This is a genomic window from Streptomyces sp. NPDC101393, from assembly GCF_044767385.1.
GTDB lineage: Bacteria > Actinomycetota > Actinomycetes > Streptomycetales > Streptomycetaceae > Streptomyces.
Genome location: NZ_JBIWNU010000004.1, coordinates 548,984 through 570,455, shown reverse-complemented (window position 1 = coordinate 570,455; position 21,472 = coordinate 548,984). Strand labels below are relative to the sequence as shown.

The following is a 21,472-nucleotide window of genomic DNA, read 5'->3' as shown; positions in this document are numbered from 1 at the left end:
TGGACACCGGGACGGAGGGACAATCACCCCCGGCCATCCGCTTGCGAGGCAGTGACCGGGGCCCACGTCCCGCGCTACTAGGTTCCTCTTCCCGACTCCCCCGCCGGGGAGTGGTACTGGGGCCCGGGTTCACGCGGGTCGTGGAAGCTGAGGTCAGCGCGGGCACGCCCTTGATGGGCCTGTGGTGGCGCTGACAGCACTCAACGCCCCGTGCTCGGACTGGGGAGGAGTACCCAGGAGCACGGGGCGGAGGCGAAGGGCAGGGAGTCGTCAGCGTCGGCCACCTCCAGGGGCTGGCTACGAGTGGCTGAACGCTCTCTCTGCTCACTGTAGTTCTGTGTTGCCTGTGACACTTCGGGATCATGGTCGCCCCCTCCGCCAGCCTCTCCGCCAGGCGGTGGGCCCGCCCCGGGAGCAGAAGCAGAAAACCTGCTTCTCGCACCTTCTTTCCTATACGCGCTATAGAGAAGAAGAGTGGAGAAGCAGGTTTTTTGCTTCCCTCCCTCACGCTCAGCTACCGTCCCTCACGTCCAGTCACTCTCGGCAACGAGAGAAGCAGAGAAGCGCTTCCCGGCGGAGAGGCTGGCGGATGCCCGGGGTCAGTCGACGTCGGCCGCTACGGCGTCCAGCTCCATGGCCACGTCCTCCAGGTCCCCAAGATCGAGCGTCACGCGCTCCTCCAGCGGCACCCGGGAGCGGGGCACGTCCGGCGGGAGGACGGACACCGTGGCGCTGACCCGCCGCAGCCATTCGCCCCGCTCCTCCGGGTCCATGGCGTCCCACTCGTCCGCGAACGGCACACCCGTGAGGACGTAGCGCCAGCCAGCCTCCTGGGCTGGCTCCTGGGCCTCCAGGGTGGCGATGCGCTGGGCCGTGTCCGCGTAGCTCTGGCGGAACCGGGCCAGAGCCTCCGGGGTGGAGTACATGCCTGCCCTCCGGTCCTCCTCCAGCTCCGCCAGGTACTCACGCAGCCGGTCGACGTCCTCTCCCGGGGCCTCGCCCTCCACGTACTCCCGGCGGAGTCCCTCACCGTGCCCCATACGGGCCAGGACGGCATCATCCACCCACGCATCCAGGACGTCCGCGCGGACGCTCACCGGGCGGTGTGGAGCCGCTAGGGGACCCTTGCAACGGAACACGGTCACGTCCCGCTGGAAGTTCCCGCCGTTGGACCGCTTCAGGTTCCCCGTGCACAGCCCGCACGTGGCCACGCCGTAGAGCCGGTGCCGGGGTCCCGCCTTGGTGCGTCGGGTCCGGGGGCCGAACCGCTCCGTGATGCGGGCCTGCTCTGCCGGGGTCAGGATCGGGTCCCACACGGTCAGCGGCAGTCCGTCCTCACCCCTCACGACCCGGCCCGTGAACGGGTCCGTCTGGTGGCCGACGATGGCCGGCGACTCCATGATGAGCCGGACGGCCCGGCTATTCCAGGCAGCAGGCTTGGGGTTGGCCTTCGTGGATGTGTGGACCCGCGGGGACGGGACTCCCTCAGACTCCAGTTCCCTGGCGATGGTCGTCATGCCCTTGTCGTGGTTCAGCATGTCGTCCGCGATGCGCCGGATGATGAGGGCAGCTACGGGGTCACGGACCAGCGTCTTGCCCACGCCTCCGGGATGCGGTGCCGCCATGAGCCCGTAGGGGACACGGCCACCGGTCCAGCGGCCAACCTTCAGCATGTATTTGCGGGCGTTGGCCGTACGTGTCCGGATCTGATTCCGCTCGAAGTCCGCGAACGTGGCCAGGATGTGGGCGATGAACCGGCCGTTTGGTGACGACGTGTCCACCCCATCGGACACGGCCACCAGGGTCACGCCGATGGCGTCCGCGTCCTTCAGGATGTCCACGAAGTGGATGACGCCACGGGCGATGCGGTCAAAGGACCAGAACAGGCAGATGTCCCCCTCTCGCCATTCCTTCATCATCCGCGTCAGGTCCGGCCGGTCGGCCAGTTCCGCTCCCCCGGACACGTCCTCATCGGTGTACACGACGATGGGCACGCCAGGCCATCGCTTGGACGCCTCTGTGCGGCCTCCCTCCTCCTGCCGCTCTATGGAAGTGCTCTCCTCCGTAGCCCTGGAGATGCGAAGGTACAGGCGCACTGTGCGTGGTTTCGTCGTCACCCGGGCAGTCTAGCGCCAACGTGTCTTGACGAACAAGGACGAGGCCTACGTCGGGCCCTTCACCTGGGACCTCAAGCGGTTCGCGGCCTCGGTCGCGCTGATCGGCTACGCCAAGGCGCTCAGCGACGAGCAGATCACCGAGCTGGTGCGCACCTACGCCGCCGCCTACCGCGAGCGCATCCACGCGCTGGCCTCCGGGGCGAAGCGCGCCGACAGGGACGAACTGCCGCCCTTCACGCTGGACACCGCCGAGGGGCCGCTGCTGGGCGCGCTGCGCGACGCCCGCTCGCTGACCCGCTTCGGGCTGCTGGATTCGATGACCGAGATCCGCGACTTCGAGCGGCGTTTCGCGGCCGGCGGTGGCAGCGTCGAGCTGGACGCGGCGACCCGCTACAAGGTCCTGGCGGCCTTCGACGGCTATCTGGAGACGCTGCCCGAGTCGAGCCTGGACCGCCCGGACTCCTACCGCGTCAAGGACGTCGTCGGCCGCCGCGGCATCGGCATCGGCTCGGCCGGCCTGCCCTCGTACAACATCCTTCTCGAGGGCAACAGCGACGCCCTGGAGAACGACGTGGTGATCTACATGAAGCAGGCGCAGACCCCGGCGGTCTCGCGGCACATCACCGACCCGCAGGTCCGCGAGTACTTCCAGCACGAGGGCCACCGCACCGTCATCTCGCAGCGCGCGCTCCAGGATCACGCCGACCCGTGGCTGGGATGGACCGAGCTGGACGGCGCGGGCCAGCTGGTCGCCGAGATCTCGCCGTACGCGGTCGATCTGGACTGGTCGGACATAGACGACCCGGAGGAGATCGCGGCGGTGGTCGCGGACCTGGGCCGGGCGACCGCCACCATGCACGGCGCGGCGGACGACGAGAGCGGCCACTCCCTGGTGCCCTTCTCCACCGAGCGCGCCATCGACGCCGCGATCGCCGCCGACGAGGACGGCTTCGCGCGGGTCCTGGTGGACTTCGCGCACTCCTACGGCGCCCGCGCCCGCGCCGACCACCAGATCTTCGTGGACCTCTTCCGCAACGGCCGGATCCCCGGCCTGTAGAGACCGTGGCGGCTCGCGGGTCCGGACTGCAAAGGAACGCCCCGTACGATCACGTAAGGCCACATTCGGCCATATACGTTCACGTACAGGGTGTTTTTCCGGTTCGCGCGACTTCGTCACCCCTTAAGCGTCGCTTACCCCTGGCCATGGCACACTCGGCTGCAATGGACATCTCGGCGGCACACCTGCGGGCACTGCGCGCGGCGCTCTTCACGGCGCTGTGCGTGATGCTGTCCTCGGCATCCCATGTGCTGCTGTCCCGTATGCCGCTACCGCTGACCACCGTCGCCGCCATCGGCGTCACCGTCTTCGCCCTCGCCTACGCCCTCGCGGGCCGGGAGCGCGGCTACTGGCGGATCGCCGCGCTGCTGGTCCCCCTGGAACTGGCCGCCGACACGGTCTTCAGCGTCGGCCAGCACACCTGTTACGGCGAGGCCGGCGGCCCGGCCGCCGGACCGCCGCGCTCCCCGTTCGTGGATCTGCTGTGCGGCGGCGGCAGCGTCGGCTCCCCGCTGGTGCGGCTTCCCGGGGACCAGGCCGCGCCCGCCTCGGTGTGGCTGCTGCTGGTCGCGGCGCATCTGCTCATAGGGCTGCTGGGCGCCGCCTGGCTGCGCCGCGGCGAGGCCGCGCTGGCGCAGCTGCTCGGCGCGGTGGCGGGCTTCGCCTTCCGCCCGCTACTGATCGCCGTCGCGGTCAGCGCCACCCCCGACGCCCCCCGCGGGCCGGTGCCCGCGCCCGTGCGTTCCCGGCGGCCCGCTCGCGCCGTCCCCCTGCTCGTGCACTGCGTCGTGCGCCGCGGACCGCCCTGCGTGCTCGCTGCCTGAGGCCTCGGCCCGCAGCCCCCGCGTACCTCCCCCGGCGGGGGCGTACGCCGTTGACAGCACGCACTTTCCCCACGGACCACGGAGCAGGAACAGACATGAGCAACCGCAACAGCCAGGCCAACAAGCAGGCAGCGCGCGACCGGCTGCGCGCCGAGCGCGAACGGCAGGTCAAGAAGGACCGGGTGCGCCGGCAGCTGACCGTCGGCGGTGCGATCGTGGCGGTGCTGGCGATCGCCGGCGGTATCGGGGTGGCGGTCGCCAACTCGGGCGGTGGCGGCGGCGCCGAGGCGTCCGCGGGCAGCAGCGAGGCGTGGGCGAAGGCCGCCAAGGCGAAGCTGGCCAAGCCCGCGCACACCACCGGCAAGAACGGCACGTCCATCGTCATCGGCAAGGCGGACGCCAAGCACACCCTTTCGCTCTTCGAGGACGCGCGCTGCCCAGGCTGCGCCAACTTCGAGCAGAACGTCGGCGAGCAGGTGCAGAAGGACATCAAGAGCGGCAAGTACAAGGCGTCCTTCCACCTCGGCACGTTCCTCGACGCCAACCTCAAGGGCACCGGCTCCAAGAATGCGCTGAGCGCGCTGGGCGCCGCCCTGAACGTCGACCAGGACGCCTTCCTGAAGTACAAGCAGGCGCTGTACTCGAAGGAGTACCACCCCGACGAGACCGGCCCGGACAAGTTCGCCGACGACAAGTACCTGATCAAGGTCGCCGACACCGTCCCGGCGCTCAAGGGCAACGCCACCTTCCAGAAGGCGCTCAAGGCCGGCACCTACGACCGGTGGGCGCTGGAGATGTCCGACGCCTTCAACTCCGTCAAGGACGTCACCAGCACCCCGACCATCAAGCTCGACGACACGGTGCTGGGCACGGACAGCCCGCAGGGCAAGGTGGCGCCGTCCACACTGGCCGCCTTCAACTCACTGGTCGCCAAGGCCATGAAGTCCTGAACCGCTGAATCCGGCGTCGGAACCGTCCGCGCGGGGGACCCCCGGCCGGCGCGCGTCCCCCGCGCGTCGGCCGATGCCAAATCTTGACCCGGTCCCCTGCCGTGCCCATGGCAGACTCCCGGCATGCAGGGGACGGGAGTTGGCCCGGGGGCTCCGCGAGGAGCCGGTCCCGGCGCGCGGTTGCGGGCGGTGCGGGCCGCGCTGTTCACCGCGCTGTGCGTCACCCTGTCCGCGACCTCGCACGTCCTGCTCTCCCGCGCCCCCCTGCCGCCCGCGACGGTCGCCGCGATCTGCGCCGCCGTCTTCACCGCGGCCTACGCGCTGACCGGCCGGGAGCGCGGCTTCGGCCGTATCGCGGCGCTGCTGGTGCCGCTGGAGCTGGCCGCCGACACCGTCTTCACCGCCGGGCAGCACACCTGTTACGGGGCGGCCGGCGGCCCGGTCACCGGGCCGCTGCGCTCCGTCGGCGTCGATCTGCTCTGCCGCGGCGGCGAGTTGGGTACCCCGCTCGCCCGGGTGGCGGCCCATCCGGACGGCCCGATTCCACCCGTGGTGCCCGCGGCCGGCCCCTGGCTGCTGCTCGCCGCCCACCTGGCCGTCGGCCTGTTCGCCGCCGCCTGGCTGCACCGCGGGGACACCGCCCTGGACGGTCTGCTGCGCGCGGCGGCGGCCTGCGCCTTCCGGCCGCTGCGGACCGCCGCCGCGGTCGGCGCCGCCGTACGCACCCCGCTGCGCCGCCGGATCCGGCCGCTCCGCCCGGTCCCGCCGGCCCGTCCGCTGCCGCTGCTCCTGCACTGCGTGCTGCGTCGCGGCCCGCCCTGCTCGGCCGCCCTCTGAGCGGTCCGACCAGCCATCAGCCAGCAGCACCGAGGGAACCAGGACACCCCCCATGAGCAACCGCAACAACCAGGCCAACAAGTCGGCAGCCCGCGAGCGGATCCGCGCCGAGCGCGAGCGGCAGAAGAAGAAGGAGACGGTGCGCCGCCAACTCGTCGTTGCCGGCGTCGTGGTAGGCGTGCTGGCGATCGCCGGCGGGATCGGCTACGCCGTGATGAAGGCCAACGAGCCCACCGGCTGGGAAGCCTCCAAGGAGGCCAAGCTGGTCAAGCCCGCGCACACCCAGGGCAAGAACGGCACCGAGATCCTGATAGGTGACAAGAACGCCAAGGAGACCCTGGAGGTCTTCGAGGACATCCGCTGCCCGGCCTGTGCGGCCTTCGAGCAGAGCACCGGCAAGGCGCTGCTGGGGGACATCGAGAGCGGCCGGTACAAGGTCCGGTTCACGATGTACTCGTTCATCGACGACATGGGCAGCGGCGGCGGACAGGGCTCCAAGAACGCGCTGAGCGCGCTGGGTGCGGCGCTGAACGTCAGCCCGGAGGCCTTCCTGAAGTACAAGACGGCGCTGTACTCCACCAAGTTCCACCCCGAGGAGCAGGACGACGCCTACGCCAAGGACTCCGAGCTGCTCAAGGTCGCCGCGCAGGTGCCGGAGCTGAAGTCCGACAAGGCGTTCACAACGGCGGTCAAGAAGGGCACGTACGACCGCTGGGCGATGGAGATGTCGTCCCTGTTCGGACGCAAGGGCATCAAGGGCACCCCGTCGTTCATGCACGGGGACAAGAAGCTGGTGATCCCCGAGGTCCCGCAGCAGCAGATGACGCAGGCGCAGTACAACAAGCTCGCCGAGACCAACTTCAAGAAGATGATCGACAAGGAGTTCGGCCCGGCCAAGGGCGCCGGCTCCGGCAAGGACGGCGGCGGGCCCAACGGCATCCGTGAGGGCGAGAAGGACCCCACGAACAAGGACGGCGGCGCCCCCAACGGCATCCGTGAGGGCGAGAAGGACCCCACGAACAAGGGCTGAGTGCCGTAGGGGGAACGGCCGGGCGAATTCCTGGGAATACCGGGAATTCGCCCACCTGTTCCCCCTACCGGGCAGTAAGGTGATCGGCCGTGACCGCCCATGAGCAGATCTCCCGCCGCACAGCCGTTACGGCCGTAGCCGCCACCGCCGCCCTGCTGCCGTTCGCCGGCGCCGCCACCGCGCAGGCCCAGGAGCCCCCGGGCCAGGGCCGGTTCTTCCTGCACGGCGTCGCCTCCGGCGACCCGCTCCCCGACGGGGTCCTGTTGTGGACCCGGGTCACACCGGCCCCGGAGGCCACTCCCGGCTCCGGGCGCGGGCCGGCCGTCAAGGTGAGCTGGCAGGTGGCGGCGGACGCCGAGTTCACGACCGTCGTCGCACACGGAGCGGTGACCGCGTCGGCCGCCGCCGACCACACCGTCAAGGCGGACGTCCGCGGCCTGCGCCCGGCGACCCGCTACCACTACCGCTTCACCGTGGACGGCGAGCACTCCCCCGTCGGCCGCACCCGCACCGCGCCCGCCCACGACGCGGCGGCGGGCAACGTCCGCTTCGGCGTGGTCTCCTGCGCCAACTGGGAGTCCGGTTACTTCTCGCCGTACCGCCATCTCGCCGCCCGCGCCGATCTGGACGCGGTGCTGCACCTGGGCGACTACCTCTACGAGTACAAGTCCGGCGAATACCCGGAGTTCAAGTACGTGGTGCGCCCGCACTCCCCGGCCAACGAACTCCTCGCGCTCGCCGACTACCGCACCCGGCACGGCGCCCACAAGACCGACCCGGACGCCCTCGCCCTGCACGCCGCACACCCGGTCATCGCCATGTGGGACGACCACGAGTTCGCCGACAACGCCTGGTCCGGCGGGGCCGTGAACCACACCCCGGAGACCGAGGGCCCCTGGGCGGCGCGGATGGCGGCCGCGAAGCAGGCCTACTTCGAGTGGATGCCGGTCCGCCCTTCCACCGCCGGCACCACCTACCGCAGGCTGCGTTTCGGCACCCTCGCCGATCTGCACCTGCTGGATCTGCGGTCGTTCCGCGACGAGCAGGCCGACACGGGCAGCGGGGACGTCGACGACCCGGCCCGTACCCTCACCGGTCGGGCCCAACTGGACTGGCTCAAGGCCGGGTTGGAGCGCTCAGACACGGCCTGGCGGCTGGTCGGCACGTCCGTGATGATCTCGCAGGTCGCCTTCGGGGCCGTACCCGCCCATCTGCTCGGCCCGCTCGCCGAGATACTCGGGATCCCCAAGGAGGGCCTCGCGGTCAACACCGACCAGTGGGACGGCTACACGGACGACCGGCGGGAGCTCCTGGGCCACCTCAGCGACCGCGGCATCGACAACACCGTCTTCCTGACCGGCGACATCCACATGGCCTGGGCCAACGATGTGCCGCTGCGGGCCGCGACGTACCCCGCCACCCGGCCGGTGGCGACGGAGTTCGTGGTCACCTCGATGACCTCCGACAATGTGGACGACATCCTGCACGTCGCCCCGCAGACCGTGTCCCTGGCCGGGGTCGCCGCCATCAGGGCCGCCAACCGGCATGTGAAATGGCTGGACATGGACTCACACGGCTACAGCGTCATCGACGTCAGCGCGGAGCGCACGCAGATGGACTACTTCGCGGTCTCCGACAAGGCCGACCCGGACGCCACCAGCCGGCTGCTGCGCTCGTACCGCACCCGGTCCGGCACCCAGCAGGTGGAGCGGGCGGACGGGCCGCTGGCCTGAGGCGCGAGGGCCGGGGACGGCTGGTTCACGGGCCGGGGCCCGCGTCCTCAGGGACGCGCCCCGGCCACCCGCCGGAAATCCGTCACAGGCCGGAGAGGAAGCCCAGGGCCACCTTCCAGGCGCTCTCCGCCGCCTCCGCGTCGAAGTCCGGCAGATCGGGATCGGTGAACAGATGGCCGGCGCCGGCGTAGCGGAAGACCTCGACGTCCGCGCCGGCCCGTCGCATCTGGAGGTACCAGGCGTTCAGCCAGTCGTGCGGCTCGTACGGGTCCGGGTCGGCGACGTGCAGCTGGACCGGAAGATCGTCGGCGACGGTGCCCTCGGCGATGTCGGAGGTGCCGTGCAGCAGGAGCAGGCCGCGGGTCTTCTCGTCGGCCAGCGCGAGGTTCTGCGCGACCGAGCCGCCGAACGAGAAACCGGCGTAGACCAGGCCGCGGTCGGAGTAGGGGGCGGCGGCGGTGACGGCGCGCTTGAGCAGTTCGTCCTTGCCGATCTCATCCTTGATGAGCATGCCGTCCTGCACCGAGTCCGCGGTCCGGCCCTCGAACAGGTCGGGGACGATCACCTCGTGTCCGGCGGCCCGCAGCCGCTCCGCGCCGGCCTGAACCGCCGGCCGCAGTCCGCACACCGAATGAAACAGGACAATCGTCGAAGACCCGCTGGTCGAGGACTCGGTGGCGGCCGGCACTGACATCACATCCCTGTTGTTGGATCGCACTCCCCCCATCGTGCCAGTTACGGTCTGTGGAGCCGGCACGCGCACACCGCACGGCGCCGGACCGGCCGCGCACCGCCCGCGTACGCATCCGTACCGAAGAGGAGGAACCCCGTGTCCCTGGAGGACGTGCTGCGCCCGATCGTCGTCATCGGCGGCTCGATCGTGGTCACGCTCATCCTGGTCCGGGTCGCCGACCGGACCCTGAGGCGGATCGACACCGCACACCCGGAGACCCCGCTGTGGGGGCTGCTGCGGCGCTGCCGGGTCCCGCTGCAAGTGGTGCTCTGCGCGGCTCTGTTGCGCGGTTCGTACGACGAGACCGGGCTGAAGAGCGTCGAGAACCACGCGGCGGGGATCGGGCGCGCGCTGACACTGGTGCTGATCGCGGCCACCGCCTGGCTGGTCGTCCGGGCCTCGGCGGCGATCGTCGAGTCGTCGTACTCGCGCTACGCCGCGGGCGCCCGGGACGCGGCCCGGGTCCGGCGGGTGCGGACGCAGGTGACGCTGATCCAGCGGGTGGTGACCGCGGTGGTGATCGTCGTCGCGGTGTCCTCGATGCTGCTCACCTTCCCCGAGATGCAGGCCGTCGGCACGTCCATGCTGGCGTCGGCCGGGGTGCTGGGCATCGTCGCCGGTGTCGCCGCCCAGTCCACCCTCGGCAACCTCTTCGCCGGGCTGCAGATCGCCTTCGGCGACATGGTGCGGATCGGCGACACCGTCGTCGTGGACGGCGAGTGGGGCACCGTGGAGGAGATCACGCTGACCTTCCTGACCGTACGGACCTGGGACGAGCGCCGGATCACCATGCCGGTGTCGTACTTCACCAGCCAGCCCTTCGAGAACTGGTCGCGCGGGGGCGCGCAGATGACCGGCACGGTCTTCTTCCACCTCGACCACTCCGCGCCGGTGGAGAAGATGCGCCAGCGGCTGCACGAGATCCTGCAGCAGTGCGACGAGTGGGACGGCCGGTCCTGGAGCCTGGTGGTCACCGACACCACCCCCTCCACGATCGTGGTCCGCGCGCTGGTCACCACCCGTGACGCGGACACCCTCTGGACGGTGCGCTGCCAGGTCCGCGAGCGGATGATCGAGTGGATCCAGGCCGAACACTCCTACGCCCTGCCGAGGATCACCACCGCGGCGCCGGAGGGTCGCGAGGGCCGCCAGGGCTGAGCAGTCGCGTACGGGAGGCCCCGGGCCGGCCGCCTCAGGGCGTACCCCTCAGGCTGCGCATGTCCAGGTGGCGCAACACCCGGTCGACGATCTCCGGGTCGGCGCCCGGTTCGCTGCGCGCGGAGAGCACTTCGTGGCGGGCCGCGGACAGCATCTCGCCCTGGATGCGCTGGACCTTCTTCATACGGGTGATGCGCTTCTCGAAGTGTTCGCGCCGCTCGTCGTCGACGATGTCCGGCGCGATGCGGGCGCCGATGTCGTACGCGCGGCGTGCCAGCTGGTCGCTGACCTCCTCGGGCAGCTCCTCGACCTCCAGGATCTCCTTCAGCCGCCGCTTCGACGCCTTGATCACCCGGATCGCCAGGTCCCGCTCCAGCGCGTCCTCGGCGTCGGCGTCGGCCCGTACCCGCAGCTTGCGCACCAGCCAGGGCAGCGTCAGGCCCTGGACGACGAGGGTGGTGAGCACCACGGAGAAGGCGATGAAGAGGATCTCGGCGCGGACGGGGAAGTCCGTGCCGTCGTCGATGGTGTACGGGATGGCCAGGGCCAGCGCGACGGAGGCCACCCCGCGCATCCCGGACCACCACATGATGAGCGTCTCCCGCCAGCTCATCGGGATGTCCTCGTCGTAGTCGCGCCGCTTGTGCATCCGCTTGGCCAGCCAGGCGGCCGGCAGCAGCCACAGCAGGCGGACGCCGACGACCACGCCGACGACGGCCGCGCCCGCCCCGAGCATCTCGCCCCAACGGCCGGACGCGGTCCCGAAGATGTTGTGCAGCTCCAGTCCGATCAGGCCGAAGGCGACGCCGGTGACGAGGGTGTCGACGACCTCCCAGAAGGTGTATCCGGCGAGGCGGCCCATCACGTCGTCGGCGTCGACCGCGTATTCGGAGAGGAAGAGCGCGGTGGTGAGCACCGCGAGCACCCCGGACCCCCGGAATTCCTCGGCCATGACGTACCCGACGAACGGCACCAGCAGCGTCAGACCGATCTGCAGGGTCGGGTCGTCGAGCAGCCCCATCAGCTTGTTGGCGACCCAGCCGATCACCAGCCCGACCGCTATGGCCACGACCGCGGAGAGCACCAGCGAGCCGACCGCGGCGGGCGCGGAGAAGGTCCCGCTGACCGCCGCGGCGAGCGCCACGTGGTAGAGCACGATCGCCGTGACGTCGTTGAAGAGCCCCTCGCCCTCCAGGATGGAGACCATGCGGCGGGGCAGTCCGAGCTTGCCGGCGACGGCGGTGGCGGCGACCGGGTCGGGCGGCGCGACCAGCGCGCCCAGCACCACGGCGGCGGCCAGCGGCATCCCCGGCACCACTGCCTGGGCGACCGCCGCGACGGCGGCCATGGTGGCGAAGACCAGCGCCACGGCGAGCAGGAAGATGGGCCGCAAGTTGGCCGTGAACTGCCGCCAGGAGGTGCGCTGCACGGCGGCGTAGAGCAGCGGTGGCAGCACCAGCGGGAGGATGAACTCCGGTGGCACCTCGACATTGGGCACGAACGGCAGCAGCGCCAGGACGGCGCCCCCGAGGGTCATCAGCACGGGCGAGGGGAGCCCCAGCCGGTCACCGACCGGGACCATCACCACGGCTCCGAGCAGCAGGACGAACATCAGAGCCAGCTGGTCCACGTGGCTACGCTCCGGGGTCGGTTTTGATCACTTTCGGCCCCCAGCCTGCCACGACGTGGCCAAAAGCCTGCTCAGCCGGTCCGCAGCCGCTTGCGCATCGCACGGTGGGCGATGTCGCCGCCGGCGGCGAACTCCGGTCCGTAAGCGGTGTATCCGAGCCGCTCGTAGAAGCCGAGCGCATGGCTCTGGGCCTCCAGATAGACCTCGGCGAGACCCAGCCGCAGCGCCTCCTCCTCGGCCGCGCGCACCAGCGCGACGCCGAGCCCGGTGCCACGCGCGGCACCGGGACGGCGAGCCGGCCGAGCACCGCGGTCAGATCGTCGGAGATCGCGGCGGCCGCGTACTTCTTGCGGGCCGCCGGGCCGTAGAGGAAGCGCGCGGTGCCGACCGGGCTGCCGTCGGGCGCGGTGGCCAGCAGATGGACGGCGTACGCGTCGTACGCATCCATCTCCAGCTCCACCGGGACGCCCTGCTCGCCGACGAAGACCTCACGGCGTACGGCGCGGCAGCCGTCGAGATCGCCGTCCGCGACGACCTCGATGGAGTACGGGCCGCTGCCCTGCTCGCTCATGGCCTGCCGTCCACGCTCAGGAGCTCTCGTCCCGGACGGTGTCCAGGGCGTGCTGCAGGTCATCGGGGTAGGAGCTCTCGAATTCGACCCAGCGCCCGTCCGAGGGGTGCTCGAAGCCCAGCCGCATGGCGTGCAGCCACTGGCGGGCCAGGCCGAGCCGCTTGGAGAGGGTCGGGTCGGCGCCGTAGGTGAGGTCGCCGACGCAGGGGTGGCGGTGTGCGGACATGTGCACCCGGATCTGGTGGGTGCGGCCGGTCTCCAGCTTGATGTCGAGCAGGCTGGCCGCCCGGAACGCCTCTATGAGGTCGTAGTGGGTGACCGACGCCTTGCCCTCGGCGGTGACCGCCCACTTGTAGTCGTGCTGCGGGTGGCGGCCGATGGGGGCGTCGATGGTGCCGCTCATCGGGTCCGGGTGGCCCTGGACGAGGGCGTGGTAGCGCTTGTCGACCGTCCGCTCACGGAACTGCTGCTTGAGCAGGGTGTAGGCGCGCTCGGACTTGGCGACCACCATCAGGCCGGAGGTGCCGACGTCGAGGCGGTGCACGATGCCCTGGCGTTCGGCGGCACCGGAGGTGGAGATGCGGTAGCCGGCCGCGGCGAGGCCGCCGATGACGGTGGTCCCGGTCCAGCCGGGGCTGGGGTGCGCGGCGACGCCGACGGGCTTGACGATCACGACGATGTCGTCGTCGTCATGCACGATCTCCATGCCCTCGACGGGCTCGGCGACGATCTCCACGGGCGGCGGCGCCTGCGGCATCTCGACTTCCAGCCAGGCACCGCCGTGCACCCGCTCGGACTTCATCACCTCGGATCCGTCGACCCGGACCTTTCCGGCCGCGGCGAGCTCGGCCGCCTTCGTACGGGAGAAGCCGAACATGCGGGCCAGCGCGGCGTCGACGCGCTCGCCCTCCAGGCCGTCCGGTACGGGCAGGGTGCGGATCTCGGGAATGGTGCTCACCCCACGAGTATGGCAGTCCCGCCACGGTCCCCCTCCCGGCGGAGGGGCACCGGCCCCGGGCCCCTGCCAAGGGGCCCGGCTCAGCTCTTGTGGAGGGTCCCGTCGGGGTCGAGGCCCCGGAAGGAAAGGATCACGATCAGGATGCCGCCGCAGACGATCGCGGAGTCGGCGAAATTGAAGACCGCGAAGTGTGCGGGGGCGATGAAGTCGACCACCGCACCCTCGAAGACGCCCGGCGAGCGGAACAGCCGGTCGGTGAGGTTGCCGAAGGCGCCGCCGAGCAGCAGCCCCAGCGCGATGCCCCAGGGCAGGCTGTAGAGCTTGCGGGCGATACGGGCGATCACCACGATCACGATGACGGCGATGAGGGTGAGGAAGATCGTCAGCGCCTCGCCCATGCTGAACGCGGCACCGCGGTTGCGGATCACCTCGAACCGCAGCAGCGTCCCGATGACCTCGACGGGCGCGTGGTGCTCCAGCTTCGCGACGACGAGGAGCTTGGTGCCCAGGTCGAGCAGGTAGACGAGCGCGGCGACGAGCAGCAGCGCGAAGATCCGCCGCTTGCCGCGGTCGGCGCGCTGCTCCGGCTCCGCCGGCACTCCCCCTTCGGACCCCGACCGGGGATCCGCTCCGGAACCCGGCTCGGATTCCGACGTACCGGTGATGCGTTCCGCCTCTGCCACGTTTGCGTCCTCAGCCCGTTTGGGTCCGCGGCCGGTCCACGCCTGGCCGAGGGCCTGTCTTTGGGCACGAGGGTACGGCACACACGTACGGTCACGGCGGGGCAGCCCACCCGGAAGCCGGGATCATCCGGCGGCCGTCACATCCGCCGCTCCTGCTTTTGCTTGCACTCCACACACAACGTCGCCCGGGGGAAGGCCTGCATCCGCGCCTTGCCGATCGCTTTGCCGCAGTTCTCGCACAGCCCGTAGGTGCCCGCGTCCAGCCGGCCGAGGGCCCGCTCGGTCTGCATCAGCATCTCGCGGGCGTTGGAGGCGAGCGACAGCTCGTGCTCGCGGGTGATGTTCTTGGTGCCGGTGTCCGCCTCGTCGTCGCCCGCGCCGTCACCGGAGTCGCGCATCAGCCCGGCGATGGCGTCCTCGGAGGCGGCGATCTCGCTGCGCAGCCGCAGCGCCTCGTTCATCAGCTCGGCCCGTGCCTCCTCGACCTCGTCCGGCGTCCAGGGGTCCTCGCCGGGCCGTACGGCGAGTTCGTCCGGCGCCGCGGCGGCGCGGGCCTTGGGCACCGCGGTGTCGCTGCCGTGCGCCGCGGCCGCGGTCTTCTTAGCCACCACCGTCTTGGCTCCCGTCTTCTTTGCGGGTCCCGCGGCCTTCTTGGCCGTGGTCTTCTTCGCGGCCGCCTTCTTGGCCGTGGCCTTCTTCGCCACTGTCTTCTTGGCCGTCTTCTTGGCCGTCTTGGCTGTCTTGGCTGTCTTTTTCGCTGTCTTCGCCGCGGCCTTCTTCGCCGCAGGGTGCTGCGCCGCGCCCGTGTCCGGAGCGGTCGTCGTGGCGTCCGGAGCGGTCGTCGTGGCGTCCGGAGCGGTCGTCGTCGGTGCGTGCTCCTTCGTGACGTCCTCGTCGGCAGGCGTCGTGCTCTTCTCCGCGGCGGTCTTTTTCGCCACCATGGCCGCGACCCCTTCACATATGTGATCTTGTGCGCGAATCGTGACGGGAACGATAAAACGCCACACGGCACGCGGCAACGGGACGCACCGGCCGGCGGACCCGGCCGCCCCGTCCCACCACCGGGTACGCCTCGGTTGTGCCCCGCTGCCCGCCCGGTAATCCGCCGGACACCGGGCGCGCGGACGGGTCCGCACACTCTGCCGCCGCCCGTGGCCATTCGGGTCACGCCACGCCGCCGCGCCCCGCACGGCCACCCCCCGGGAAAACCGGTCGGCCGCTGTCGGCGCGGCCCCGTACACTGGGCCCAGCGAAAGGCATCGACGGGACGAGTAGCGTCGTACGCAGCCAGCAGCGAACCGGGGACGGTGCGAGCCCGGTGGCGTGCGCGACGTGAAGATCACCCCGGAGCCGCCGGAAGAAAACTCTGGACAGTGGGCTCCGCCCACGGGCCGCAGGTCCCCGGGGTGAGTAGAACCGGCAGCGCGACCCCAATGAGGGGGCGGTGGATCGTCACCGCCAAGGAGGGTGGTACCGCGGGAGCACGCTCTCGTCCCTCCGGACGGAATACACAGCAGGTGTCCGCCGGAGGAAGCCCCCGATGAGTCCGCAGCCCCAGTACCGCCAGGTGCCCGCCCAGGTAGACCTCCCCGCCCTCGAGCACGCCGTGCTCGATTTCTGGCAGGAGCAGAAGGTCTTCGCCCGTACCCTCCAGCAGTCCGAGGGACGGCCCGAGTGGGTCTTCTACGAAGGTCCGCCCACCGCCAACGGCATGCCCGGCGCCCACCACATCGAGGCGCGCGTCTTCAAGGACGTCTTCCCCCGGTTCCGCACGATGCAGGGCTACCACGTCGGCCGCAAGGCCGGCTGGGACTGCCACGGCCTCCCGGTCGAGCTGGCCGTGGAGAAGGAGCTGGGCTTCAACGGCAAGAAGGACATCGAGGCGTACGGCATCGCCGAGTTCAACGACCGGTGCCGCGAGTCGGTGACCCGCCACACCGACGCCTTCGCCGAGCTGACGACCCGCATGGGCTACTGGACCGATCTCGACGACCCGTACCGCACCATGGACCCGGACTACATCGAGTCGGTGTGGTGGTCGCTCAAGGAGATCTTCAACAAGGGCCTGCTGGTCCAGGACCACCGCGTCGCCCCCTGGTGCCCCCGCTGCGGCACCGGCCTGTCGGACCACGAACTGGCGCAGGGCTACGAAACGGTCGTCGACCCCTCCGTCTTCGTCCGCCTCCCGCTGACCTCGGGCCCGCTGGCCGGCGAGGCCGCGCTGCTGATCTGGACGACCACCCCCTGGACCCTGGTCTCCAACACCGCCGTCGCCGCGCACCCCGACGTCACCTACGTCGTCGCCACGGACGGCAGCGAGAAGCTGGTCGTCGCCGAGCCGCTGCTGGAGAAGGCGCTCGGCGAGGGCTGGGAGGCCACCGGGCAGTCGTTCACCGGCCGCGAGATGGAGCGCTGGGCCTACGAGCGCCCCTTCGGCCTCGTCGAGCTGGAGGACGCCAACTTCGTCGTCAACGCCGAGTACGTCACGACCGAGGACGGCACCGGCCTCGTCCACCAGGCCCCGGCCTTCGGTGAGGACGACCTCAAGACCTGCAAGGCGTACGGCCTGACGGTGGTCAACCCGGTCCGCCCGGACGGCACCTTCGAGGAGGAACTCCCGCTGATCGGCGGCCAGTTCTTCAAGAAGGCCGACGAGACGCTGGTCGAGGACCTGGACGCCCGCGGTCTGCTCTTCCGGCACGTCCCGTACGAGCACAGCTACCCGCACTGCTGGCGCTGCCACACCGCGCTGCTCTACTACGCCCAGCCGTCGTGGTACATCCGCACCACCGCGGTCAAGGACGCCCTGCTGCGGGAGAACGAGAACACCAACTGGTTCCCGGACTCCGTCAAGCACGGCCGGTTCGGCGACTGGCTCAACAACAACATCGACTGGGCGCTTTCGCGCAACCGCTACTGGGGCACCCCGCTGCCCATCTGGCGCTGCGAGGACAACCACCTCACCTGCGTGGGCTCGCTCGCCGAGCTGACCGAGCTGACCGGCACCGACCAGTCGTCCCTGGACCCGCACCGCCCGTACATCGACGCGGTCACCTTCCCCTGCCCGACGTGCCGGGCCACCGCCACCCGCGTCCCCGAGGTCATCGACGCCTGGTACGACTCGGGATCCATGCCGTTCGCGCAGTGGGGCTACCCGTACCGCAACAAGGAGCTCTTCGAGAAGCGCTACCCGGCGCAGTTCATCTCGGAGGCCATCGACCAGACCCGCGGCTGGTTCTACACCCTCATGGCCGTCGGCACCCTCGTCTTCGACAAGTCGAGTTACGAGAACGTCGTCTGCCTCGGCCACATCCTCGCCGAGGACGGCCGCAAGATGTCCAAGCACCTGGGCAACATCCTCCAGCCGATCCCGCTCATGGACCAGCACGGCGCCGACGCGGTCCGCTGGTTCATGGCGGCCGGCGGCTCCCCGTGGGCGGCCCGCCGGGTGGGCCACGCCACCATCCAGGAGGTCGTCCGCAAGACCCTCCTCACCTACTGGAACACCGTCGCCTTCCAGGCGCTGTACGCCCGCACCTCCAACTGGGCGCCCAGCGCGGCCGATCCGGCCCCCGCCGACCGCCCGCTGCTCGACCGCTGGCTGCTCGGCGAGCTGAACACCCTCGTCGAGGGCGTCACCGAATCCCTGGAGGCGTACGACACCCAGCGGGCCGGCAAGCTGCTGTCGTCCTTCGTCGACGACCTCTCCAACTGGTACGTCCGCCGCTCCCGCCGCCGCTTCTGGCAGGGCGACGCCGCCGCGCTGCGCACCCTGCACGAAGTCATCGAGACGGTCACCCGGCTGATGGCCCCGCTCACCCCGTTCATCACCGAGCGGGTCTGGCAGGACCTGGTCGTCCCGGTCAGCCCGGACGCCCCGGACTCCGTCCACCTCTCCACCTGGCCGGTCGCCGACCAGGACCGCATCGACCCGACCCTGTCCACGCAGATGCTGCTGGTACGCCGGCTGGTCGAGCTGGGCCGGGCCACCCGAGCCGAATCCGGTGTCAAGACCCGCCAGCCGCTGTCCCGCGCCCTGGTCGCGGCCCACGGCTTCGCCGCCCTCTCCGACGACCTGCGCGCGCAGATCGCCGAGGAGCTCAACGTCTCCTCGCTCGCCTCGCTCTCCGAGGTGGGCGGCTCGCTCGTCGACACCACCGCCAAGGCCAACTTCCGGGCCCTGGGCAAGCGCTTCGGCAAGGGCGTGCAGGCCGTTGCCAAGGCCGTCGCCGACGCCGACGCCGCGGCCCTCTCGCTCGCGCTGCGCAACGGCACCGCGAGCGTCGAGGTCGACGGCGAGACCGTCACCCTCGCCCCCGACGAGGTGATCATCACCGAAACGCCCCGCGAGGGCTGGTCGGTGGCCTCCGACTCCGGCGCGACCGTCGCCCTCGACCTGGAGATCACCCCGGAGCTGCGCCGGGCCGGCCTGGCCCGCGACGCCATCCGGCTGATCCAGGAGGCCCGCAAGAACAGCGGCCTGGACGTCGCCGACCGGATCGCCCTGCGCTGGCAGTCCGCCGACGACGAGGTCCGTACGGCGCTGACCGACCACGCCGGTCTGATCTCGGACGAGGTGCTCGCCACCGCGTTCCGCAACGACAGCGCTGCGGCCGACGACGGATACGGCGAACCGTTCACGGACGAGGGCCTGGGCCTGACCTTCCAGCTGCGCAAGGCCTGACCAAGGACCGCCACCCCGCGACAACGCGAAGCCCCCCGGCGCATCCCGCGCCGGGGGGCTTCGCGTTCCCCCGCGGCCCCGGTCCCCACCGGCGGTACGGGTACGAGCACGGGCACCGGCACGAGCACATGCACCGGCACGGACACGGACACAGGCCCGCGATCCAGACACAGTCGCCGCTAACGCCACAGACGCAGGCACAGACACCCAAAAGGGCCGGGCCCCGGGGGAAAGTTCCCTCGGGGCCCGGCCCTTGATGCCGACTACGCGCGTTGCGCTGATGTCAGTTGTCGTCCTCGTCGATGAGGAAGCCACGCATCGGGGACGGCGCCTGCTGCATCGGCTGCGGGCTCTGCGGCCGCACCGGAGCCATCGGCTGGGTCATCGCCGGCGACATCTGCTGCTGGCCACCGTAGGACGGGCCGCCGTTCGACGGGCCACCGTGGCCACCCATCGACTGGTTGCCGCCCATGGTGTGGTTGCCACCCATGGTGCCCGCGCCGGCCGAAGCCATCGACGGGGACGGCGGCAGCGAGGCGGCCGCCGGGGTCCGCGGGGGCGCCAGCGAGTCGTCGGACTGGTTCTCCAGCTGACGCAGCTGGCTCTCCAGGTACGACTTCAGCCGCGTGCGGTACTCGCGCTCGAAGCCGCGCAGGTCCTCGACCTTGCGCTCCAGCGTCGCGCGGGCCGACTCCAGCGAGCCCATCGCCACGCGGTGCTTCTCCTGCGCGTCCCGCTCCAGCGCATCGGCCTTGGCGCGGGCGTCCCGCTCCAGGCCCTCGGCACGGCTGCGCGCCTCACCGACGATCTTGTTGGCCTCCGAACGGGCCTCCGCGATCGCCTGGTCGGCGGTCTGCTGTGCCAGCGACAGCACACGAGCGGCGCTGTCGCCGCCGGGGCCGCCCTGCTGCTGTTGCTGCTGAGCAGCCTGCTGCAGCTGCTGCTGCGGTCCGCCGGGGCCGCCCATCGGGCCACCCATCGGACCGCCGGGGCCCATCGGACCGGGACCGTGCGGACCACCCTGCGGGCCGTGTCCACCGGGACCGGGCGGCAGCTGCGGTGCACCACCGGGCAGTTGGGGCGGGCCACCCATCCCCTGCTGCTGCTGCGGCGGGACCGGCTGCGGACCGGATATGGCAGCGGGCACCGGAGCGCCGGGACGCTGCTGCTGTTGCTGCTGCTGGTCCTGCTGCTGGTCCGGACCCTTGCGCAGACCCTGCTGCTGCTGATTCTGCGCGGCGGCACGGGTCGCGGCGGCCAACTTGGCGCGCAGGTCCTCGTTCTCCCGCAGAAGACGGGTCAGTTCGGCTTCGACCTCATCGAGGAAGGCATCGACCTCGTCCTCGTCATAGCCTTCTCGGAGGCGAACGGTCGTGAACTGCTTGTTCCGCACGTCCTCGGGGGTCAACGGCATCTCTACTTCACCTCAACGTAGTCGTCGGCAATCGGCAAGACCGTCTCGTTCACACCAACAACACCGACCTGACGACGGTGATCAGGATGTAGACGATGATCATCAGTACGAAGAAGGACAGGTCGAGCGCCACGCCCCCGAGACGCAGCGGCGGGATGACCCGCCGCAGAAGCTTGAGTGGCGGATCGGTGACAGTGTAAGTGGCCTCAAGAACGACCACCATCGCCTTGCCTGGTTGCCATGAACGGGCGAACTGGAAGACATAGTCCATCACCAGCCGGAAGATCAACACGACTAGGTAGCAGTACAGCGCGATATAGATCACCTGACCAGCGACACTCATCTCGCGCGTCCCTCTCCCCTTGCTCTGTTGGCCCTCGCGGCCTTGGTGTGCCCGGTGTTGCGTCTCAGCTCTGGTTGAAGAATCCACCCTCTGCGATACGGGCCTTGTCCTCCGCCGTGACATCGACGTTAGCAGGCGACAACAGGAACACCTTCTGCGTCACCCGCTCAATACTCCCGTGCAGACCGAAGACGAGTCCGGCGGCAAAGTCGACAAGTCGCTTCGCGTCGGTGTCATCCATCTCCGTGAGATTCATGATCACCGGAGTGCCCTCACGGAAGTGTTCCCCGATGGTACGGGCTTCGTTGTAGGTCCGGGGGTGGAGTGTGGTGATGCGGTAGGGCTCCCGCTCGGACACAACCTTGGGCATGATCACCGGTGCGTTCTTCTCCAGATTCGGACGGTCGGGTGTGATGGATGCCACGGGGGCGATTCGCGCGGGTCGTCCGCTTTCCGGGGCGAGCGGAGCGGGCTCGCGCTGCGCCGGAGGCGTCACGGCCCGTACGGGTTCCTCCCGTTCCGGGCGCGTTTCGGCCTGGACTTGGTGCTGTTGCCGCCGTCCTCTATCCGGTTCCGGGTCCAGCTCGGGCTCGAACTCGTCGTCGGGGTCAAAGCCCCGGCCGTCGTACCCATCGTCCTCCACGAGGCCGAGGTAGACCGCCATCTTGCGCATCGCGCCGGCCATTCTCTGCGTCCTCCGCTCTGTGGTGGATCGGCTCCGTCACCGGGTGCCTTGGATCCACGTGGCCT

General features: G+C 70.5%; 16 protein-coding genes and 2 pseudogenes. 8 read left to right on the top strand and 10 right to left on the bottom strand.

Annotation, left to right across the window (positions count from 1 at the left end; genetic code table 11):
• Window positions 1–599: 599 nt before the first annotated feature.
• On the bottom strand, window positions 600–2,096 hold the full coding sequence (locus tag ACIRQ7_RS15985; RefSeq protein WP_404263150.1) for a recombinase family protein: 1,497 nt from the start codon (window positions 2,094–2,096) through the stop codon (window positions 600–602).
• A gap of 58 nt (window positions 2,097–2,154) precedes the next feature.
• Here ACIRQ7_RS15985 and ACIRQ7_RS15980 point away from each other — a divergent pair.
• The 6 genes and pseudogenes from ACIRQ7_RS15980 to ACIRQ7_RS15955 form a co-directional block, all read left to right on the top strand.
• Window positions 2,155–3,174, top strand: a pseudogene (locus ACIRQ7_RS15980) (DUF2252 family protein); the annotation flags it as partial.
• Window positions 3,175–3,338: 164 nt separating this feature from the next.
• On the top strand, window positions 3,339–3,998 hold the full coding sequence (locus tag ACIRQ7_RS15975; RefSeq protein ID WP_401475828.1) for a hypothetical protein: 660 nt from the start codon (window positions 3,339–3,341) through the stop codon (window positions 3,996–3,998).
• Between the two features lie 95 nt (window positions 3,999–4,093).
• Complete coding sequence (locus ACIRQ7_RS15970; RefSeq protein WP_404262892.1) at window positions 4,094–4,948, top strand: thioredoxin domain-containing protein; 855 nt, start codon at window positions 4,094–4,096, stop codon at window positions 4,946–4,948.
• Window positions 4,949–5,071: 123 nt separating this feature from the next.
• Window positions 5,072–5,785, top strand: a complete 714-nt coding sequence (locus ACIRQ7_RS15965) for a hypothetical protein (protein ID WP_404262890.1) — start codon at window positions 5,072–5,074, stop codon at window positions 5,783–5,785.
• Between the two features lie 52 nt (window positions 5,786–5,837).
• Window positions 5,838–6,815 (top strand): thioredoxin domain-containing protein, encoded by a 978-nt coding sequence (locus tag ACIRQ7_RS15960; RefSeq protein ID WP_404262888.1) that lies wholly within the window; start codon window positions 5,838–5,840, stop codon window positions 6,813–6,815.
• Between the two features lie 89 nt (window positions 6,816–6,904).
• A complete protein-coding gene (locus ACIRQ7_RS15955; protein ID WP_404262887.1) occupies window positions 6,905–8,548 on the top strand; it encodes an alkaline phosphatase D family protein in 1,644 nt (547 codons plus the stop codon).
• An 82-nt stretch (window positions 8,549–8,630) separates the two neighbouring features.
• On the opposite strand, the gene ACIRQ7_RS15950 is transcribed toward ACIRQ7_RS15955, so the two are convergent.
• Entirely contained in the window at window positions 8,631–9,242 is a 612-nt protein-coding gene (locus ACIRQ7_RS15950; protein ID WP_401476380.1) for a dienelactone hydrolase family protein, read from the bottom strand.
• Between the two features lie 141 nt (window positions 9,243–9,383).
• Between ACIRQ7_RS15950 and ACIRQ7_RS15945 the strand changes: the two genes are divergently transcribed.
• The gene (locus tag ACIRQ7_RS15945) at window positions 9,384–10,439 is read left to right on the top strand and encodes a mechanosensitive ion channel family protein (protein ID WP_404263148.1); all 1,056 of its coding nucleotides are present in this window, start codon (window positions 9,384–9,386) and stop codon (window positions 10,437–10,439) included.
• Between the two features lie 34 nt (window positions 10,440–10,473).
• Here ACIRQ7_RS15945 and ACIRQ7_RS15940 read toward each other — a convergent pair whose 3' ends face one another.
• The 5 genes and pseudogenes from ACIRQ7_RS15940 to ACIRQ7_RS15920 form a co-directional block, all read right to left on the bottom strand.
• On the bottom strand, window positions 10,474–12,069 hold the full coding sequence (locus tag ACIRQ7_RS15940; protein ID WP_403670936.1) for a Na+/H+ antiporter: 1,596 nt from the start codon (window positions 12,067–12,069) through the stop codon (window positions 10,474–10,476).
• Window positions 12,070–12,140: 71 nt separating this feature from the next.
• Window positions 12,141–12,640 (bottom strand): annotated as a pseudogene (locus ACIRQ7_RS15935) (GNAT family N-acetyltransferase).
• Window positions 12,641–12,656: 16 nt separating this feature from the next.
• Entirely contained in the window at window positions 12,657–13,598 is a 942-nt protein-coding gene (locus tag ACIRQ7_RS15930) for an RluA family pseudouridine synthase (RefSeq protein ID WP_404262886.1), read from the bottom strand.
• An 80-nt stretch (window positions 13,599–13,678) separates the two neighbouring features.
• Complete coding sequence (gene lspA / locus ACIRQ7_RS15925) at window positions 13,679–14,281, bottom strand: signal peptidase II (protein WP_401475852.1); 603 nt, start codon at window positions 14,279–14,281, stop codon at window positions 13,679–13,681.
• A gap of 137 nt (window positions 14,282–14,418) precedes the next feature.
• On the bottom strand, window positions 14,419–15,222 hold the full coding sequence (locus ACIRQ7_RS15920) for a TraR/DksA family transcriptional regulator (RefSeq protein ID WP_404262884.1): 804 nt from the start codon (window positions 15,220–15,222) through the stop codon (window positions 14,419–14,421).
• 599 nt (window positions 15,223–15,821) lie between these two features.
• Here ACIRQ7_RS15920 and ileS point away from each other — a divergent pair.
• Window positions 15,822–18,965, top strand: coding sequence for an isoleucine--tRNA ligase (gene ileS / locus ACIRQ7_RS15915; RefSeq protein WP_404262882.1), 3,144 nt, complete (start codon window positions 15,822–15,824; stop codon window positions 18,963–18,965).
• Window positions 18,966–19,248: 283 nt separating this feature from the next.
• On the opposite strand, the gene ACIRQ7_RS15910 is transcribed toward ileS, so the two are convergent.
• From ACIRQ7_RS15910 to ACIRQ7_RS15900, 3 genes are all read right to left on the bottom strand, one after another.
• Window positions 19,249–20,379 (bottom strand): DivIVA domain-containing protein, encoded by a 1,131-nt coding sequence (locus ACIRQ7_RS15910; RefSeq protein WP_401475861.1) that lies wholly within the window; start codon window positions 20,377–20,379, stop codon window positions 19,249–19,251.
• Window positions 20,380–20,428: 49 nt separating this feature from the next.
• Window positions 20,429–20,722, bottom strand: coding sequence for a YggT family protein (locus ACIRQ7_RS15905; RefSeq protein ID WP_401475864.1), 294 nt, complete (start codon window positions 20,720–20,722; stop codon window positions 20,429–20,431).
• A gap of 64 nt (window positions 20,723–20,786) precedes the next feature.
• Entirely contained in the window at window positions 20,787–21,407 is a 621-nt protein-coding gene (locus ACIRQ7_RS15900; protein ID WP_401475867.1) for a cell division protein SepF, read from the bottom strand.
• Window positions 21,408–21,472 lie beyond the last annotated feature (65 nt).

Coding starts and splice junctions, on each gene's coding strand:
- ACIRQ7_RS15975 (WP_401475828.1), top strand. CDS start 3,339: ATGGACATCTCGGCGGCACACCTGCGGGCACTGCGCGCGGCGCTCTTC.
- ACIRQ7_RS15970 (WP_404262892.1), top strand. CDS start 4,094: ATGAGCAACCGCAACAGCCAGGCCAACAAGCAGGCAGCGCGCGACCGG.
- ACIRQ7_RS15965 (WP_404262890.1), top strand. CDS start 5,072: ATGCAGGGGACGGGAGTTGGCCCGGGGGCTCCGCGAGGAGCCGGTCCC.
- ACIRQ7_RS15960 (WP_404262888.1), top strand. CDS start 5,838: ATGAGCAACCGCAACAACCAGGCCAACAAGTCGGCAGCCCGCGAGCGG.
- ACIRQ7_RS15950 (WP_401476380.1), bottom strand. CDS start 9,242: ATGTCAGTGCCGGCCGCCACCGAGTCCTCGACCAGCGGGTCTTCGACG.
- ACIRQ7_RS15920 (WP_404262884.1), bottom strand. CDS start 15,222: ATGGTGGCGAAAAAGACCGCCGCGGAGAAGAGCACGACGCCTGCCGAC.
- ileS (WP_404262882.1), top strand. CDS start 15,822: ATGAGTCCGCAGCCCCAGTACCGCCAGGTGCCCGCCCAGGTAGACCTC.
- ACIRQ7_RS15910 (WP_401475861.1), bottom strand. CDS start 20,379: ATGCCGTTGACCCCCGAGGACGTGCGGAACAAGCAGTTCACGACCGTT.
- ACIRQ7_RS15905 (WP_401475864.1), bottom strand. CDS start 20,722: ATGAGTGTCGCTGGTCAGGTGATCTATATCGCGCTGTACTGCTACCTA.
- ACIRQ7_RS15900 (WP_401475867.1), bottom strand. CDS start 21,407: ATGGCCGGCGCGATGCGCAAGATGGCGGTCTACCTCGGCCTCGTGGAG.